This window comes from uncultured Polaribacter sp., assembly GCF_947495205.1.
Taxonomy (GTDB): domain Bacteria; phylum Bacteroidota; class Bacteroidia; order Flavobacteriales; family Flavobacteriaceae; genus Polaribacter.
Map to the genome: position 1 here is coordinate 114,888 of NZ_CANLXV010000001.1, position 19,030 is coordinate 133,917.

Consider the following 19,030-nt stretch of genomic DNA (forward strand, 5'->3'; position numbering starts at 1 on the left):
TTTCTTCACTTTAAGAAGAATTTAAAGTAAAAAAAAATGAATACAATTAACTGGGGAATTATAGGCGCAGGTGATGTTGCAGAAGTAAAAAGTGGACCTGCTTTTAACAAAGTAGCTAACTCTAAATTAGTTGCAGTAATGCGCAGAAATACTGCAAAAGCAGAAGATTTTGCCAAAAGGCACAATGTACCTTTTTGGTACGATTCTGTAGATGATTTACTAAAAAACCCAGAAATTAATGCCGTTTATATTGCTACACCACCAAATACACATTTAGCCATTGCCAAAAAATGTTTAGCAAAAAATAAATTAATTTATTTAGAAAAACCTATCGCATTAAATTACAAAGAAGCCTTAGAATTAGAAAAAATTGTAAACGATAGCCATAAAATTGTAGTGGCACATTACAGAAGAAAATTACCCGCTTTTGTAAAGGTTAAAGAATTGCTAGAAGCCAATGCAATTGGTAAAGTACAATGTGCACAAATAAATATTTTTCAAGCAAAAGAAAATAAAATAATTGCACAAACAGAAGACCAATGGCGCTTAAATCCTGCTGTTTCTGGTGGTGGTTATTTTAATGATATTGCACCACATCAAATAGATTTATTGTTAAATTATTTTGGTGAAATTGAATCTTTTCATGGTTTTGCAACGGCAAATGAAGTGCATAATGTACACGATTTAGTTAACGGTATAATTCGCTTTAAAAGTGGTGTGCAATTTCAAGGAATTTGGAATTTTAATGCCAATGAAAATGAAACCAAAGACGAATGTAAAATTTATGGCGAAAACGGTACAATTACCTTTTCTTTTTATGGCGAAAAAGTCTATTTAAACAACAATGGCAAAGAAGAAGTTTTTACGTTTAAAAACCCAGAAAACATTCAACACCCAATGATAACCAGTGCTGTAGCTTACTTTTTGGGTAAAGAACAAAACCCTTGTGTTTTACAAAATGGCGTTACTGTTATGCAAGTTATAGATGGTTTTATTAATTAGTTTAAACCAACTTAATTACTAGTACTTTTAGGAAAAAACTCTTGTACAACACGTAATTCTGTTCTAAATGTTAACATATTAGCACCAAATTTCTGAATACCTTCTGCTTGCATAAGACTAGCGTTTTCTTTATAGTATGCATCTAATATTTCTTTACTCTGCGTTGTATATTGTACAGAATAGGTTTTGCCACCCATTTCTTCTGTTACCAAAACTTCTGTAAGTTTTGCAGATGTAAATTTACCTGTATCTAAAACTTGATTTATTTTAGAGTTTATCCAATTCAGCCATTCCTCATGAACAGCATCGTCTATATTTACAGTTACGTTATATATATACATTTTTTATGATTACTTTTTGGTGAATTACTTTTAATAGTTTTATAAAATACAACACTTAACCAACTACCAAAAGTAGGATACTATAATACATCTCCTCTTAACTTTCGATATTTTTTTCTGGCATCAACTAAAAAAATACTGGCAGGTTGTTCAAAAATTATTTTCTGATAATATTCTTTTGCTTTCTCAAAGTTATTCAATTTTTTATAGGTTTCTGCTATTAAAAAATAGACATCATCTGTTAAAAAACCTTGATTATCTGCAGCAACAATTTTAGCCAAATCTACAATTGCTTCTTCATATTTTTTTTGTTTGATTAATAGTTTGGCTTTAAAAAAATAGACATCGTCATAAATTACTTCACCAGGAATTAAACCATTTATTAAAATATCTTTGGTATTAATTAACTTGTCTAATTCAGACAAGGCAGCTGCATCTTTATTTTGAAAAGCCAATAATTCTGCATTTGCCAATTGTTTTAAACCAGACGGAATGGAATCTACAGGTTCATTATCAGAAATTTTTAAAAATAATTCTACAGCATCATTTGCAATTAACTGTGTTGTAGAACCTTTTAAAACTTTTGCTTGTGCTTTTGCCCACTCAAAATCTCCTTTAAAATAACTAGTTTGTGCAACTTTAAAACGGGCTTCTTGCCCCAACTCGTGGTTTTTTAATTCAGTTTGTATTTGCGAAAAATAAATTAAAGCTTTGTTGTATTTTCCTGTAAACACTAGAACATCACCTAATTTTAATTTAATTCTTGCCTTTGTAAATTTAGAATTTGCATAACCTAATGCTTCTGATAACGCCATTTTTGCTTCTTCTGGTTGGTTTTCAGAAAAAGTTAAAAAATCTGCATAAGCTACTTGCAAATTAATAGTTGCTGCATTTTTACCGTATTCTTTAAAAAGATTTTCAAAAAGAATTCTAGTTTCTGAATCTTTTGTTGCAACCGCTATTTTTGCCCTAAATAACTGCGCATTTATTGCTTCGTTTTTAAAAGTAGTATTTTCTACAATAAAATTAAAACATTTTAAAGAAGCATCATAAGCACCATTTTCAAACGCAATTTTACCCAATGTAAAAATAGCATTTAAATCTTCTGGCAATCTTTTATAGAGTGCCTTTTCTTGTAATAATGCTTTTTCATATTGATTTTGCTGCGTAAATAACCAGCTTAATAGTACATTCCAAACATCTTTTGGCTTACTTAAAGATTTTTTTAATAATGTTTTTCTAAATAAAATATTGGCTTCATTCTCAGAATCATCTGTAATGTATTTACTGGCATAACGTTGCACTACACTATAATACTGCTCGTTTTTATCTATCATGTTTATGTAAGACTCAAACATTTCTTTATAAGCACCTTTTTCGCCATATATTTGGGCTATTTGAAAACTATAGTTTGCGTTTTTATTGCTAGCCATTGCAGTTTCATAAGCCAAAATAGCCTTATCTAAAAGGTTAAAATCTTTAAATAATTTACCCACTAAACCACCATAAGAACTGTTTTTTTCAAGCGTATTTAAAGCAATAGCATAATTTTCTTGCGCCTTTTCTTTTTGTCCTTGTCTTTCAAAATTATAACCTAAATACACAAATAAATAAACCTGCTTCTCATTCGCCTTTATTCTTTGTTTTAAAAGTTTTTCTGCTTCTAAAAAATTATCTGTTTCTTGGTAACAGGTTACCAAACGACCTAAATATGTAGTATTAAATGGCGAATATTCGTACAGTTTTTTGTAAATCTGAGTCGCTTTTTCATATGCACCTTCTCTGTAATAATTTTCTGCCAGCAAATAATCATTACGCGCTTCTTTTTGTTTTGCGTTTTGAGCAAAACCAAAAGAACTGGTTATTAGTAGTATAATTAAAACAATTTTCTTCATTTAAATTCAAAGATAACCAACATAAATGTTAATTTTTAAAGAAAACAAATCTATTTTTATATCTGCTTGTAAGGTTTTGGCACAAAAATTGTCTTAAGGTATAGAACTAATTAAATTTAAAATTATGAACACCTTTTCTAGACAATACGAAATAGCAAAAACCAATGCTAAAGAATATATGAAAAACGGACAAATTTCTGCTTATTTACAATCTTTAACAGAAATGAATAAGTACAAGAAATTAATGATTGCTGTTGTTGCGAACTAAAATGCAAAGCTTAACGCTCATTATCTTGTAAACATTTGCTAAAAAAAAGTTGCATACTCTTGCCATTAATTTAGTTACTTTTTAAGTATTTAAAGCTAGAAATTAAACTGCTAATTGAAAACTAAAAATAGCCAATTCAAAAGTTTAATTAATCATAGAAAAACCACAATAAGGTACCAAAACATCTGGTATTTTAATGCCTTCTGCAGTTTGGTAGTTTTCTAAAATTCCTGCTAAAACTCTTGGTAATGCTAAAGAACTACCGTTTAAAGTATGCGCCAACTCACTTTTACCGGTTTCATTTTTAAAACGCAATTTTAATCTATTTGCTTGAAAAGTTTCAAAATTAGAAGCAGAACTTATTTCTAACCAACGGTCTTGCGCTGTAGAAAACAATTCAAAATCAAATGTTAATGCAGCCGTAAAACCAGTATCTCCACCACACAAGCGTAAAATTCTGTACGGTAACTTTAATTCGCGTAAAATATTTTTAATATGCTCTACCATATCATTTAAAGCATTGTAAGAATTATTTGGGTGTTCTATTCTAACAATTTCTACTTTATCAAATTGATGCAATCTATTTAAACCACGCACATGTGCACCATAACTACCTGCTTCTCTTCTAAAACAAGGTGTATAACCTGTTGCAGTTATCGGAAAATCTGTTTCCTTTAATAAATTACCACGAAACATATTGGTAATTGGTACCTCTGCAGTTGGGATTAAAAATAAATTATCTTCTGTTGCATGGTACATTTGCCCATCTTTATCTGGCAATTGCCCAGTTGCCGTTGCAGATGCTGTATTAACCAAATGCGGCACTTGGTATTCTTTATAGCCTGCTTCTATATTTTTATCTAAAAAATAATTGATTAATGCACGTTGCAATCTTGCTCCTTTTCCTTTGTAAACAGGAAAACCTGCACCAGCAATTTTATTCCCAAGTTCAAAATCTATAATATCATATTTCTTAGCCAATTCCCAATGTGGCAAAGCATTTTCACCTAAATCAGGTATCGTACCTTCACTAAAAATCTTCTCATTATCCTCTTCAGAATTACCAGCTTTTACAGAAGCGTGCGGTATATTTGGTATCTGATATAACAGTTCTTGTAAATCTTCAGACAGTGTATTTAATTGCTCAGACAAAGCCTTAGAATCCTCTTTTAATTGCCCTGTTTTTTCTTTTAAAATATTAGCTTTTTGTACTTCACCAGCCTTAAAAAGACCACCAATTTCTTTAGATAATTTATTAGATTCTGCCAATACATCGTCTAAAGAAACCTGTGTAGCTCTTCTACTTTCGTCTGTATCTAAAACCTTTTTCACAATACTTTTAGCATCTGCAAAATTACGTTTTGCTAAACCTTCTAAAACTATTTCTTGGTTTTCTCTAATAAATTGTACCTGTAACATTATCTAAATATTTAAGATTGCAAATATATAATTTGTGCAGGGAATTGCCACGGTTTCCTATCTTAAAAAAAGAGCTGTAATTTTTTGTTTTTTGGGCGTTACCACAAGGGTCAGGCTTTTCGTTACAAGTCCTCGCTCGTAACCTCGCTGTGGGCTTTCCACTGCAATCCTTAACGCAACAGAAATAAATCTTAAATAAATTGATAAAAGGAAAGCTGTCTAAGAAAAGTTATACTTGTATTTTGTAAAGGAATAAAAATTATTTCCTTTTTTTAACAAGTTCAATTTAATTAATCGGGGGAATTTATTTCTTAAACAGCAATAAATATTTTATATAGTTAATAGGTTCTTTTAAATTTTGATTTAAAACTATTACTTCTATGGTTTATTTTTATTTTTTCTAATTACTTTACTAAACGCCTTAGCGTTTTCTATTGCTATAACTTTGCTTCTTTTTGGTGTTCTTAAACTTTTAAGAACTGCTACACTAATATGTATTAAAAGCAGACGCTAACTTCGTAATCTAAAAAACATAAATTAACAAAAAAAGAAAGCTGTCTAAGAAAAGATGAACTTGTATTTTATAAAGTGATAAAAAATTATTTCCTTTTTCTAACAAGTTGAATTTACTTAATTGGGGGCTTTAATTCTTAGACAGCAATAAATATTTTTATATAGTTAAATAGGTTCTTTTAAATTTTGATTTAAAACCATTACCTCTATGGTTTATTTTTATTTTCTCTAATTACTTTAATAAAAGTCTTAGCATTTTCTATTGCTATAACTTTGGTTCTTTTTGATATTCTTAAAATTTTAAGTACTGCTACATCATACATATTAAAAACAAACGCTAACTTCATAATTTAAACAAAGTAAACCGTAAGTTAAATAATAAAGAAAGCTGTCTAAGAAAAGTTTTACTTGTATGTTATAAAGTGATAAAAAAAATATTTCCTTTTTCTAACAAGTTGAATTTTATAATTTTCGGGGGTCTTATTTCTTAGACAGCAATAATATTATTTTATGGTTAAGTAGGTTCCTTTAAAATTTTGGTTTAACACCATTACTTTTACAGATTTATTTTTATTTTCTCTTACAACTTCAATAGACGCCTTACCATTTGCCATTTCTATAATTTCGCTTCCTGTTGGTGTTCCTAAACTTTTAAGAACTTCTCCGCCAGACAAACATTGAAAGTACACTCTATTTTCATAATTTAAACAACGTAAGCCTTTTGCATCTTCTGCAACAGCAGTAACTAAAAAATTACCATTTTCTAACGCTTCATAATCTAGTTTTAAAAATTTGGCTTTGCCATTTTTAGTATATCTATAATTAATTTCTAGTTCGTCTTTAAAAATTTTGCCATCTTTGGTTTTTCCTTCAGAAACCAAAGTGTTTTTACCGTCTTTAAATTGTAATTTCCAATTTAAACCAGCGGCAGGAAAATCTAAAGTATTTCTCTTTTTAACACCTAAAGATTTTCCGTTTAAAAACAGCTCTACTTCAGGGCAATTTGAGTATACACTAATATCTCTTGCCAAACCTTTTGGTCCTTGCCTTTCCGTCCAAGTATGAGATTCTATATATGTAAAAGGTTCTTGGCTCCAATAACTTTTAAATACATAAAAAGCATCTTTTTTATTTCCTGCTCTATCTACTAATCCTTTTTGATTCATATAAGGGATTGCGTTTTCTGGTCTTAAAGGTGTACCAAAATCTTTAAAAGCCCATTGCACGTTTCCAACAAAAGTATCATCGTTTTCAGATATTCTTAAATGCCAATCAAATAAATCTACAATATAGTTTTCAGACCAATCACCAATTTGTGCAATATTGGCTACATCTGTTTGCACAATGGCTTCTTCCCAGCCATCTGCTTGTATTTTACCTTCGCCAGTAATTGGGTTTTCTGTATGGCGCCCAAGATGGCTAGAACCGCCATATTCTGCATGTAAAAAAGCTTTGTATTGCTTTTTGTATTTGTCTATTGCTTTTTGGTAGCTTTTGTAACTACCAGAATACCAACCAGACCAAATGGATGGTGAAAATACATCTACAATATCTGCACCTTCATAAAATTTTCTAATGGCTGTTTTTCTTGTTGGATCTAATTTGTGGGCCAAATCATTAATTTCAGATAAAAATGCACTTATTTTTTCAGTATTTCCACCTCCTTCAAAATCTGGTAACCAATACATTTCGTTTCCTAAAGACCAAATTATTATACTTGGATGATTGTAGTTTTGGTTAATAATTTCTGTTAGCATATTCTTTGTATTATTCTGCCAAGTATTGTTTCCAACACCACCTCTGCACCAAGGCAACTCATCCCAAACTAATAAACCCAACTCATCACAAGCTTTGTAAATTTCTGGATCTTGTGGGTAATGTGCCAAACGCACAAAATTGGCTCCCATTTCTTTAATCAATTCCATATCTGCTCTGTGTTGTGTATTGCTCATTGCAGCACCAACGCCAGCGTGTTCTTCATGTCTGTGTGTTCCTCTTAAAAGTAAACGTTTTCCGTTTAAAAAGAAAGCACCATATTCTTTAAATTCGAACCATCTAAAACCAACTTGGCTAGAAACTTCATCTAAAATTTTATCATTTTGAATTAAAGAAACTTGAATTGTATAAAGATTAGGGTTTTTTGTATCCCATAGTTTTGGATTAGAGATACTGTTAAAATTTATTTTTGCGTTATTATTGATAACAGAAAAATCTTTTTCTGCAACAGCTTTACCATCTGTATCTAATAAAACAGCTTTTACTTTTGCACCAGAATTAGCATTAACTACTGCAACAGTTGCTTCTAAAGTAGCATTTTGTGCAGATACTTTTGGGGTTGTATATTTTAAATTGGCTAAATGTGTTTTAGGTTTTGTCTGTAAAAAAACATCTCTAGTAATTCCTCCATAAATAAAGAAATCGCTCTTTTGAGATGGAATAATTTCTGGATTGTAACTATTGTCTGCTCTAACAGCAATTTCATTTAATCCGTTTTTTACAGCGTTTGTAATATCAATGGTAAAACCAATATAACCTCCAATATGGCCACCAACTTTTTTACCATTTACAAATACTTCTGATGTTATATTTACCCCCTCAAAATACAGTTCGTAAGTTGCATTAGAACTTACCTTAATATCTATATTTTTTTTGTACCAACTGCTGCTTCTTCTATAACCTGCTACTACATCTGTAGCATCTAAACTATTCCAAGAATGTGGTAAATCTATAATTTGCCAGCTTTTTAATTGTAATGCTTCTGCAATATTTTGTGTATCGTTTTCTAAATATTGCCAGTTTTTATTAATATTTGTTTTTGTTCTTGTTACTGCATCTGCAACTGTATCTTTACAAGAAGTTAATAAAGCACTTACAACTAAAGTAAGTACAAATAAGGTTGTTGTTATTTTGTATTTAATTTTCATAAGTTTAAAGTGATTTTATTCTTAGTAAAGCTTCTAAAAAATAATAGTCTCCATAAACTATTGGTTCATCCATTTCTGCTCTTTTAGACCAATCTCCAGAACTATGGTCTAAAATAAATGGTGCCTCAATATTTCCTGGTAATATGTAGGTTGATGTTTGTACGTTTTTTAAGAACTTTTTACTGTAATTTAAATAGCTTTCTTCTTTTGTGAAACCATATAGCTCAATTAGAGCAGAGGCTACAATTGCTCCTGCAGAAACATCTCTAGGTTCATTTGGTATGTTTGGCGCATCATAATCCCAATAAGGAATACCATCTTCTGGCAAATTTTTATGATTTAAAACAAAAGCAGCTGTTGCTTTTGCCTGATTTAAATATCTTTTATCTTTTGTATATCTATACGCCATTGTAAAACCATAAATTGCCCAACCTTGTCCGCGTGCCCAAGAAGAATCATCATTTATTCCTTGGTGTGTTACTCGCATTCTAACATTACCTTTTGTTGGGTTATAATCTAATACATGCCAAGTACTATTGTCTGCTCTAAAATGGTTTTTTAAGGTAGTGTTTGCGTGTTTTACTGCAATTTTATGAAAGGTAGAATCTTTAGAAATTTTGGTAGCTTCAAACAATAATTCTAAATTCATCATATTGTCTATAATTACCGGAAAATCCCAACGTTCTTTATTAAAACTCCAAGAACGAATACTCTCTACAGTATCATTATACCTGGTAATTAAAGTTTGTGCACTTTTAACAATAATATCTTTATATTCTTGGTTATTTTCATGATTTAAACCATTTCCAAAGCTGCAAAACACTTTAAAACCCATGTCATGAGTTCTATCATTAAACTTTTCTTTTTCTATAAAGGCAGTCCATTTTTTAGCTAAATTTTTATACGCTTCGTCTTTTGTTATTTCATAAATCTGCCAAAGGTTACCTGCATAGAATCCACTAGTCCAATCTTTAGAAGGTACTTTTTTAATTTTATCTTTTGTTATTTGGTAGCTTCTAGGAAAAGCCAAAGAATCTACAGGGTATTTTTTTAAATTTTTAAATCTTATGTCTAATGCATTTTCTGCATTATACTCTTGTTTATTCTGTTTACAAGATAGTATAGTGCTTAGTGCAAGGAGAAAAATGATAGATTTAAAAAGATAATGTTTCATAAAAATTCGTTTCATAAAATTCTGGGTTAAAATTAGTAATATTTACAGGTATAGATATCCTAAAAAGGGTATATAAAAATCCGAATTAAAGAAAACTCCCTGTTTTATAGCTATTTAGTAAATATTCTTCATATAAATTAAACATAAAAAAAGGTGCATAACTTATACTGTTATACACCTTTTAAACTCAAACAAATACTCAACTAATGTTGTTTCTTAATATCCTGGATTATTTGGCATTAAATTAGGGTTTCTCGCTAATTCTTCTTCTGGTAAAGGGTATAAATAATCTTGATTAGGATCAAAATTAGGTTTTTCACCTTCCAAACCAGCAGCATTAAATACTTGTGTACCTAATTTTCTTCTAGCAATATCATACCATCTCTTAAATTCAAAAGCCAACTCTAATCTTCTTTCTTCTAAAACTGCAGTTCTAAAAGCAGATTGATTTAAACCTGTTAAATCTGCTGGAAAAGCAGATCCATTTCTTGCTCTAGCTCTTACCCTATTTAATAACATTTCTATATTTCCGTCTGGGTTATTAATTTCATTACCAGCTTCTGCAGCAATTAATAGTACCTCTGCATAACGCATCATCATATAATTTGTTTCTGAACCTCTACCATTACCTGTAGCAAAATTACCAACCGAGCGTGTATATTTTGCAATATGTGGTCTATTAACTGCTCTAGAATTAAAGTTTCTAAAAATTGAGAAATCTTCTACATTATCATCAAAAACTCCAGTAGCATCAAAACTTACCTGTTTTCTATAATCTCTATCATCCCAAGTATTGTAAACCTCTAAAGAAGGCACTGCTACAGACCATCCACCACCTAAACCATATTGTTCATCTGAACGAATACCAGTTAAAGCAGCTTGATAATCTCTACCATCATCACCATTACTAGCTCCAATAAAATCTAAAACAAAAATTGGTTCTAGCGAATTATCTGTTTTTGTTGCATCAAATAAATTTTGAAAATCTGGCTCTAAATCTAAATTAAAAGTACCTGCTTGGTTAATAACTTCCATAGCTTCTGAGTATGCATCAGGGAAATTACCAGTAGTTAAATGCACTAATGCCAAATAAGATATTGCTGCAGATTTTGCAGGAATAGATCTTGCTACTTGTGTATTTGGCAACCATTGTTTCGCAAATTCTAAATCTGCAATAATGTTTTCATAAACTTGCGCTGCTGAAGTTTTACTAATAGATCCAGAAACTTCTAAATCTGTTATAGGTTCAGAAACATAAGGTATATCACCAAATTGTCTTACTAAATGAAAATACGCAAATGCTCTAGCAAAATAAGCTTGGGCTGTAATAGGGTTTTTAATAGCTGCACTTACGTCTACATCTTCTGCACCTGCTATAGCTTGGTTTGCAGCAGCAATCATTTGGTAAACTCTTAACCAATAACCACTTATCATACCGTTGTCTGTTGGCACATTAAAATCGTCATGTTCTATTCTACGTGTTGCTGTTGTAGGATCTCCAATAGCAACCATATCACTTCTTAACATTAATGGTAAAGACATTTTTCTTCCCCAAAAATCTTCATGGGTCATATGCCCAAATGCTGCATTTGCAGCAGTTTGTATATCTGCTGGTGTTTTAAAGAAACCATCTGGAGCTAATACTCCTATTGGTTGTTCTTCTAAATCTGAGCAACTTGCTACTATTGATAGTCCAAAAAGTAGCACTAAAAATTTATAAGTTTTCATATTCTTAAGTATTTATTAAAATTTTAAATTTAAACCTATTGTAAAAGATCTTACTGTTGGATAATTACCAAAATCAAACCCTCTAACTGTATTTGCAGATGCGCTATTACCACCACCTGCACCAAAGAAACTAACTTCTGGATCTAAACCAGAGTAGTTGGTGAATGTAAGTAAGTTTTGCCCACTAAAAGATAGTCTTAAATTGTCTATACCATACTTGTTAATTATATCTGTTGGGATGTTATAACCCACAGATATGTTTTTTAATCTTAAATAACTACCACTTTCTACAAAACGAGACGAAATTTCTTTACCTCTTAATGCTGCTCTTGGTATATCTGTATTTGTATTAGTTGGCGTCCAAGAATTTAAGATGGCAGTTGTTGCATTAGAATCTCCATTAAACAATTGTACGTTTGTTAAATTCATAACGTCTCCGCCTGCTACTCCTTGAAAGAAGATATTGGCATCAAAGTTTTTGTATCTAAAATTATTAGTAATACCATAAGAAAAATCTGGGTTAGGATCTCCAATAATCTGTTGATCTTCTCCAGGAGTAATTTCTCCATCATCATTTAAATCTGTAAATAATTGGTCTCCTGCTGCTCTTCCAGGTAATAATGCAGTACCTGCAGGTAAATCTCCACCTTGGTAAACTCCTTGATATTCATAACCCCAAAATACTCCAACAGCTTCTCCTTCTCTTAACACATGTGTTCTATCTATGTTAAAATATCCTGGAGACGCATCTTGAAATAAGTCTTCTCCATTTAATAAGGTTACAAATTCGTTTCTATTTCTAGACCAGTTAAAATCTGTAGTCCAACTAAAGTTCTCATTAGATATATTTCTTGTATTTAAAGTAATTTCAAAACCAGAGTTATTTACTTCACCTACATTTCTTAAACTATTAGATGTTAAAAATCCAAAATATTGTGGTTGAGAAGAATCTGCCATAATTAAATCTTTAGTATCTATGTTATAGTAATCTACCGATAAGGAAACTCTGTTATCAAACAAACCTAAATCTATACCAAAATTGGTTTGAAAAGAAGATTCCCATTTTAAATTAGGATTTGCTATTTGACCTGGAGTTACATTAATTACAGATTGCCCATTAATTGGTGCAAATACAGAACCTAATCTAGCTAAAGACTGGTTAGGCGAAATTGCTTGATTACCAGTAACACCGTAACTTGCTCTTAATTTTAAATTAGAAATCTTTTCTACATCTTCCATGAATTTTTCATTAGAAACTTTCCAACCTAATGCAGCAGAAGGAAAAATGGCATATTTCTCATTTGCAGCAAAGTTAGAAGCACCGTCTCTTCTTACAGTTGCTGTAAATAAATACTTATCATCATAATCATAATTAATTCTACCAAATTGAGATTGAATTTCTGATGCTGTAAAAGAAGAAGTTGGAATTAACTGTGTAGCCCCTGATCCTAAATTAAAATATGAAAAAGAATCTGATGTAAAGTTTTCTGCACCTGTAGAAAATCTATCTGTACTATTCTTTTGGTAGGAATAACCGGCCAATAAAGTTAATTTTCCTTTGCCAAGCTCTGCATTATATGTTAAATAATTTTCGCTAATTACTGTAGTAGCTCTATCATTAGCAATAGTAGCTCTACCACCAGTACCATTTCCGGCAGTTGTAATTAATGTAGACGGTCTAAAAGTACCTAACGTTCTATTTCTAGTACTATAACCAAAAGTAGTTTTAAAATTTAAACCTTCTATAATATCATATTGTGCGTAAAAATTAGCTCTAAAATTATCTACTTTAGTTTCATTTACACCCTCTGTAGCAACTGCAAATGGATTATCTATATCGTCTCCAACAGAATTAATAGTATTTGCACCATTAGCATCTTGCACACCTAAATCTGGTGAAAACCTAAATACTGAAGAAACAATATCATCTCCACCACCGTTTGCAGTTTCACCGGTTGATTGCGTAGGTACACCATCTTGATTACCTCTACTACCAAACAAGTTTAAACCTAATTTTAATTTATCTGTAACTTGAGCATCTAAATTAGATAAAAAAGATATTCTCTCAAATTCTGAATTTATAATTACACCATCTTGCTTAAAATAAGTTGCAGAAGCGTAATAATTTACATTTTCTGCACCACCAGAAAAAGAGAATTGATGATTGGCAGTACTACCTACTCTGTACAATAAATCTTGCCAATCTGTATTAGCAGGCCCTTGTGAATATGCTGGATTTATTGCTCTATGATAAGATGCAAATTGATCTGCATTTAATAAATCTAACTCATTAACTGTATTTTGCACAGCATAATTTAAATTATATTCTACAGTTAATTTACCTATTCTTCCTTTTTTAGTTGTTACCAATACCACACCATTAGAACCTCTAGAACCATAAATTGCAGTTGCAGAAGCATCTTTTAAGATTTCCATAGACTGTATATCATTGGGTTGAGGCATTGTTGCTCCAACAAAACCATCTACAACAATTAAAGGACTACTACTTGCACTAATAGATGTATTACCTCTAATTTGTATGTTAATTGGTGCACCTGGTTCACCACCATTGTTAGATTGTACAACCACACCAGCTGCTCTACCTTGTAAGGCTTGTGCAGCGTCTAGCACAGGAAAAGCATTTAATTCTTCTGATTTTACAGAAGAAACTGCGCCTGTAACATCGCTTTTTTTACGAGAGCCATAACCAACGACAACGATTTCGTCTAGAGAACTAGCATCTTCTGCTAATTTTACATTTACAATTGTTTTACTACCTACTTTAATCTCTTGTGTTTTATAACCCAAGTAACTAAAAACTAAAACATCAGATGCGCTTTTAGTGGTTATAGAATAGTTACCGTCAAAATCTGTGGCAGTACCAACAGAACTTCCTTTAATTTGAATATTCACCTGAGGAATTCCTCCTCCAGAACTTCCATCTGTTACTTTACCTGTTACTTTCTGTTGTGCAAAAACACCAACAGAGGCAATCAAGAAAAAGCTTAGAATTAAATTTTTAATTGCGTTTTTTTTAAGCATGGATTTGATTTTAGTTAAAAGTTTATTGGTCTACCAAATTGGTTTATTTAGTTTGGTTTTCCAAATATAGATCGTAATTGACTTAACAATAATTTAACTTGAAAAAGTTAATTATATTAAAACTTATGAAAAATAGATCATTATTAAAATAGAAGAGAAAATTATTGTTACAAGAATAATTTCTAATACTGTAGTTTTTGATTTAGTTTTCATTTGCTAAAAGTATTTAAAAATTAACCTCTAAAAATCCTATACTGGTAGTAAAAATGTACAAACCCTGTGGTATAAAGAAAAAAACAGGTGTTATTTTATCAAATTAATAATCAAAAAACTTGTTAGAATACTGTGTTGGCGTCTCACCATACTTCTTTTGAAAGCATTTACTAAAGTATTTTGGGTTTTTAAAACCTACTTTATAACTTACTTCAGAAATGTTAATTTTACCTTGTTCTAAAAGTTGTGCGGCACGTTTCATTCTAAAATGTTGTATAAATTCATTGGGTGTAAAATTAGTCCAAGCTTTAATTTTCACAAACAACATTGTTCTACTTACACCCAATTCTGCACAAAAACTAGGAATATCAAAAGTTTCATTCGCGATGTTTTTTTCAACTATTTCTAAAGCTTTTTTAAATAATTTTTCGTCTAAAGAAGATACAATTACTTCATTTGGTACTAAAGTTTCGGCCACAGCAAATTTTTCTTTTTGTTTTGTAGCGGTTTCTAAAATATTTTTTATGCGAAGTTTAAATTCTTTTAAATTAAAAGGTTTACTTATATAATCATCTGCACCGCTTTCTAAACCTTCTAATTTAAATATTAAAGAGGTTCTAGAGGTTAATAAAATAATAGGTATATGACTTGTTTTTATTTCTTTTTTTATTTCTGTACAGAGTTCTGTACCCGCCATAACAGGCATTACAACGTCACTTACTATTAAATTTGGTGTGTGTTTTATTGCCATTTTTAAGGCAATTTTACCATTCTCTGCCTCTAAAACATTGTAATCTTCTTTTAATACATTTTTTATAAACGCACGCAACGGCTTATTGTCTTCTACAATAAGTATGGTTGGTGCATCTTCTTTATAAATATTTTCTCCAATTTCTTCTTTAAAGAACTCATTTGGTTTTTCTAATTGAGCAACATATTGCGATAAATCATCGCTAAATTTAAAATCTTTTATAATTTCATCTTCCGCTAAATGTTTTTTTCCTAAAGGTAATACTACAGAAAATATAGATCCTTTTTCATTTATATTATTGTCTACCTTAATTTTCCCTTTATGCAAGGCTACAATGTTTTTTGCTATTGAAAGACCAATACCTGTGCCCTTGTTATAGTTTTTATCTGGACTATTATTTACTGCAATTTCAAAGAAACGATCAAATATTTTATCTTTATATTCTTGAGATATTCCTACACCAGAATCTTCAACAGTAATTATAATTTGATTGTTTTCTGTTTTAACTCTAACTGAAATAATACCACCTTTAGGTGTGTAACGAAATGCATTAGAAATTAAATTATAAAAAACACGTTCTAATTTATAACGGTCATAATAGACTAATATCTTATCATTTGTAGTATGAAAACTATAATCATAATCTCCATCATTGGCATATTCCGAAAAAGAGAGATAAATTTCTTTTAAAAATTTTACAATATTACCTTCTGCAGATTGTAATTTAAAAAGGTTTTTTTCTAGTTTTCTAAAATCCATTAATCTGTTTACTAAAGAAAGTAGGTGGTTTGCGCTACTTTCTACAACTAATAGTTTTTTATACATTTTACTGTTGCCTGTATATTTTTCTAAAATTTGATGTAAAGGACCAAGTATTAAGGTTAATGGAGTTCTAAATTCATGAGAAATATTTGTGAAAAACTCTAATTTTGCTTTGTTATCTTCTTCTTTCTTTTGATTTTCTATTAACTCTAAATGCAAATCATGTTTTAAACGAGCTTTAGTTTTTTGTATAGAAATTAAAAAATAAAGTGCTGTAAGAGCAACCAATGCATACAATACAAATGCCCACCAACTGCGCCAAGGTGCTGGTAATACTTTTATTTTTAAAGTAGTGGCCTTTGTATTCCATATCTTATTGTTATTTGCTCCTTTTACTTCAAATGTATAATTTCCAGCTTTTTGTATGGTATAATAAGCTGAGTTTTGGTTTGTGTACACCCAATCTTTTTCTAAACCTTTTAATCTGTATTTATATTGGTTATTTTTTGGGTTGATAAAATTTGGAATTGCAAAGTGAATGGAAAAATTACCTTCGTTATATGGCAAAGAGAGTTTTTTTGTAAACCCAATAGTTTTATTTAAAATGGCATTTTTGTCATTTATACTTAAAGATTTATTCTTTAACTGAAAATCTGTTATTAAAACTTGCGGCGCATACGCATTAATTGTAAAATTTTCTGTGTTAAAGGAGGTTACTCCATTTGGACCTCCAAAATAAAATTGAGAATTATTAATTTTTAAACATGAATTGTCATTAAATTCATTACTAATTAAACCATCTGTTTGGTTGTAAGTAATACTTTTGCCTGTGTTTATTCCATATTTTACAAGTCCTGTATTGGTGCTTATCCATAAATTAAAATCATTATCTTCTAAAATACTATGCACATTAGAAAACGCATCTTTTTTACTATCTAAAATAACTTTCTCAAACGTATTATTTTGGTTTAGTTTAAATAGACCTTTTGCTTTTGTTCCTACCCAAATGGTGTTATTTTTATCTTCAAAAATAGTAGTAATATCGTCTCCAGAAGAAAGGTTACTATCATAAAAATAGTGTGCTACTGTTGTACCATTTGTAATTTTATTTAATCCTATTTGAGTACCAATCCAAACTGCATTTTTAGAATCTATAAAAATAGATCTTACCAAATTATTAGAAAGAGAATTGATATTTGCACTTTTCTTGTAGGTTTTTATTTGTTTTGTTTTCTCATTAAAACTAATTACTCCTTCACCAAAAGTACCAAACCAAAACGTATTATTTTTATCTTTTTTAATGGTGTAAACCCCAATATTATTTAAGAATTTAAAAAGCTCTTCACTTACAAAATTGTTTTGAAATTTTTTTGTTGATAAATTATAAATAGCAATACCACTACTTAATGTACCTGCCAAAAGTTTGTCTTTATCTACTAAAAGGGTTTTAATATTTTTATTTGGTAGTATGGTTTTGCTTTTATTTTCTAAAATTGAAGTCTCTTTGGTTTTTGTATTATAAAAGTTAACACCTCTACCTTCTGTGCCAAAAATTAGTTGCTCTTTATAATGAGCAATAGCACCAACTACATTGTAGTTTAATTTTCTAGAAATTTGGGAATCTGTAAAATTGATAAAATTGACATTTGCTTTGTCCCAAATATTTAAACCACCATAATAGGTACCAATCCAAATAGCACCTTTTTTATCTTTGTAAATAGATTTTATAGAGTTTTTACTTATACTTTTAGTGTTTGTATTATCACTTTTTAAGATTGTTATTTTATTATTTTTATCAATTAAAAACAAGCCCCTGTAAGTACCTACCCAAAGCGTATTTTTATCATCAAAAAAAAGTTGTCTAACGTTTTTAGAAATTATTTTACTTGCTTCTTTTGATAAGTATTTTTCTATAGTATTATTTTTAAAACTATATTTTAAAATGCTCTGTTCTTTAGAGCCAATTAGTAAATTATCTTCATCTAACTCAATTATATTTTGAGCTCTAATTGGTTTAGAATTATTGGGTAAACTAACAAAATTTTCAAAAATATAATTACCATTTGTACTACTTTTAAGTTTACTTAAACCCGCTTTAGTACCTAACCAAATTGTATTATTTTTTGTTTGTAAAATAGTATATACATGATTATTAACCAAACTATTTTTGTTATTCGCATCATTAAAAACATTGGTAAAAGAACCTGTATTTTTGTTGTAAATAGAAAGCCCATTAGCAGTACCTAACCAAATTTCTCCATTGGCCATTTCTTTAATACTCCAAATAGTATTATTACTTAAAGAGTTTTTTTCTTTACTATGAAAAAAGTTAGTAAAGCAGTTTGTTTTAGGATTATATTTATTTAAACCATTGTACGTTCCAATCCATAGAAAACCTTCAGAATCTTCTAAAATTGATAAAATATCATTGTTACTTATAGCACTTTTATCATTTGCAATATTTCTAAAAACTGTAAAATTATAACCATCATATTTATTTAAACCATCTCGTGTACCAAACCACATTTGCCCTAGTTTGTCTTGGTGAATTGCAATTACAGAACTTTGAGACAAACCTTGAGCTGTAGAAATATGGTTAAATTGAATTTCTTCTTGAGCAAAAGCAAAAAAGCTAAAAATAATTGAAAAAAATAATACTACTTTTTTAAAATTCATAGGAGGATTGTTGTTTGCAATTTTAGAATTGAAATATAGTAATTTTTAATCTTTTTACGGCGTTAATAGTTTGCAATAATTTGATAAAATGAATACAAATAAAAAATTATTCAATAGGTAGTAGTTTAAACATTTACAAAAAAATAAGTTTATTTTTCTTCTTTTTTGCAATCGTTATTTTTAATTTACAGCATTAAATTTTACACAAAAAGCAAAAATCGCATACCTTTATTTCTATTATTTTTTTGTAGAAACCCAAATATTCTTTTGTAATTTGCCTGATAAATTTGCTATTAGAGCTACTATTATGCTTTAAAAATAA

At 29.7% G+C, this 19,030-nt stretch carries 11 protein-coding genes; 2 read left to right on the forward strand and 9 right to left on the reverse strand.

The genetic code is table 11. The features are described 5' to 3' along the window. Positions 1-36: 36 nt before the first annotated feature. Positions 37-1,002 carry a Gfo/Idh/MocA family oxidoreductase gene (locus Q0762_RS00540; RefSeq protein WP_298762526.1) on the forward strand — a complete coding sequence of 322 codons (966 nt, stop codon included), beginning with the start codon at positions 37-39 and terminating at the stop codon, positions 1,000-1,002. An 11-nt stretch (positions 1,003-1,013) separates the two neighbouring features. On the opposite strand, the gene Q0762_RS00545 is transcribed toward Q0762_RS00540, so the two are convergent. Both Q0762_RS00545 and Q0762_RS00550 read right to left on the reverse strand, forming a co-directional pair. Beyond that, positions 1,014-1,343: a DUF4286 family protein gene (locus Q0762_RS00545; RefSeq protein WP_298762527.1), complete on the reverse strand. Its 330-nt coding sequence runs from the start codon at positions 1,341-1,343 to the stop codon at positions 1,014-1,016. An 80-nt stretch (positions 1,344-1,423) separates the two neighbouring features. After that, positions 1,424-3,238, reverse strand: coding sequence for a tetratricopeptide repeat protein (locus tag Q0762_RS00550; RefSeq protein ID WP_298762530.1), 1,815 nt, complete (start codon positions 3,236-3,238; stop codon positions 1,424-1,426). A gap of 124 nt (positions 3,239-3,362) precedes the next feature. Between Q0762_RS00550 and Q0762_RS00555 the strand changes: the two genes are divergently transcribed. Beyond that, positions 3,363-3,506: a hypothetical protein gene (locus tag Q0762_RS00555; protein WP_298762532.1), complete on the forward strand. Its 144-nt coding sequence runs from the start codon at positions 3,363-3,365 to the stop codon at positions 3,504-3,506. 144 nt (positions 3,507-3,650) lie between these two features. Here the strand turns inward: Q0762_RS00555 and serS are convergent, their stop codons facing one another. The 7 genes from serS to Q0762_RS00590 all read right to left on the reverse strand — a co-directional run bounded on the left by serS (position 3,651) and on the right by Q0762_RS00590 (position 18,708). Continuing rightward, the gene (serS, locus tag Q0762_RS00560) at positions 3,651-4,925 is read right to left on the reverse strand and encodes a serine--tRNA ligase (RefSeq protein WP_298762533.1); all 1,275 of its coding nucleotides are present in this window, start codon (positions 4,923-4,925) and stop codon (positions 3,651-3,653) included. Positions 4,926-5,644: 719 nt separating this feature from the next. After that, entirely contained in the window at positions 5,645-5,785 is a 141-nt protein-coding gene (locus Q0762_RS00565) for a hypothetical protein (protein ID WP_298762535.1), read from the reverse strand. 156 nt (positions 5,786-5,941) lie between these two features. Next, on the reverse strand, positions 5,942-8,362 hold the full coding sequence (locus Q0762_RS00570; RefSeq protein WP_298762537.1) for a glycoside hydrolase family 2 TIM barrel-domain containing protein: 2,421 nt from the start codon (positions 8,360-8,362) through the stop codon (positions 5,942-5,944). A 4-nt stretch (positions 8,363-8,366) separates the two neighbouring features. Next, a complete protein-coding gene (locus Q0762_RS00575; RefSeq protein ID WP_298762542.1) occupies positions 8,367-9,551 on the reverse strand; it encodes a glycoside hydrolase family 88 protein in 1,185 nt (394 codons plus the stop codon). Between the two features lie 201 nt (positions 9,552-9,752). Then, complete coding sequence (locus Q0762_RS00580; protein WP_298762547.1) at positions 9,753-11,264, reverse strand: RagB/SusD family nutrient uptake outer membrane protein; 1,512 nt, start codon at positions 11,262-11,264, stop codon at positions 9,753-9,755. Positions 11,265-11,279: 15 nt separating this feature from the next. Beyond that, positions 11,280-14,306, reverse strand: coding sequence for a TonB-dependent receptor (locus Q0762_RS00585; protein WP_298762549.1), 3,027 nt, complete (start codon positions 14,304-14,306; stop codon positions 11,280-11,282). A 316-nt stretch (positions 14,307-14,622) separates the two neighbouring features. Further along, entirely contained in the window at positions 14,623-18,708 is a 4,086-nt protein-coding gene (locus Q0762_RS00590; protein WP_298762551.1) for a hybrid sensor histidine kinase/response regulator transcription factor, read from the reverse strand. Positions 18,709-19,030: the final 322 nt, after the last annotated feature.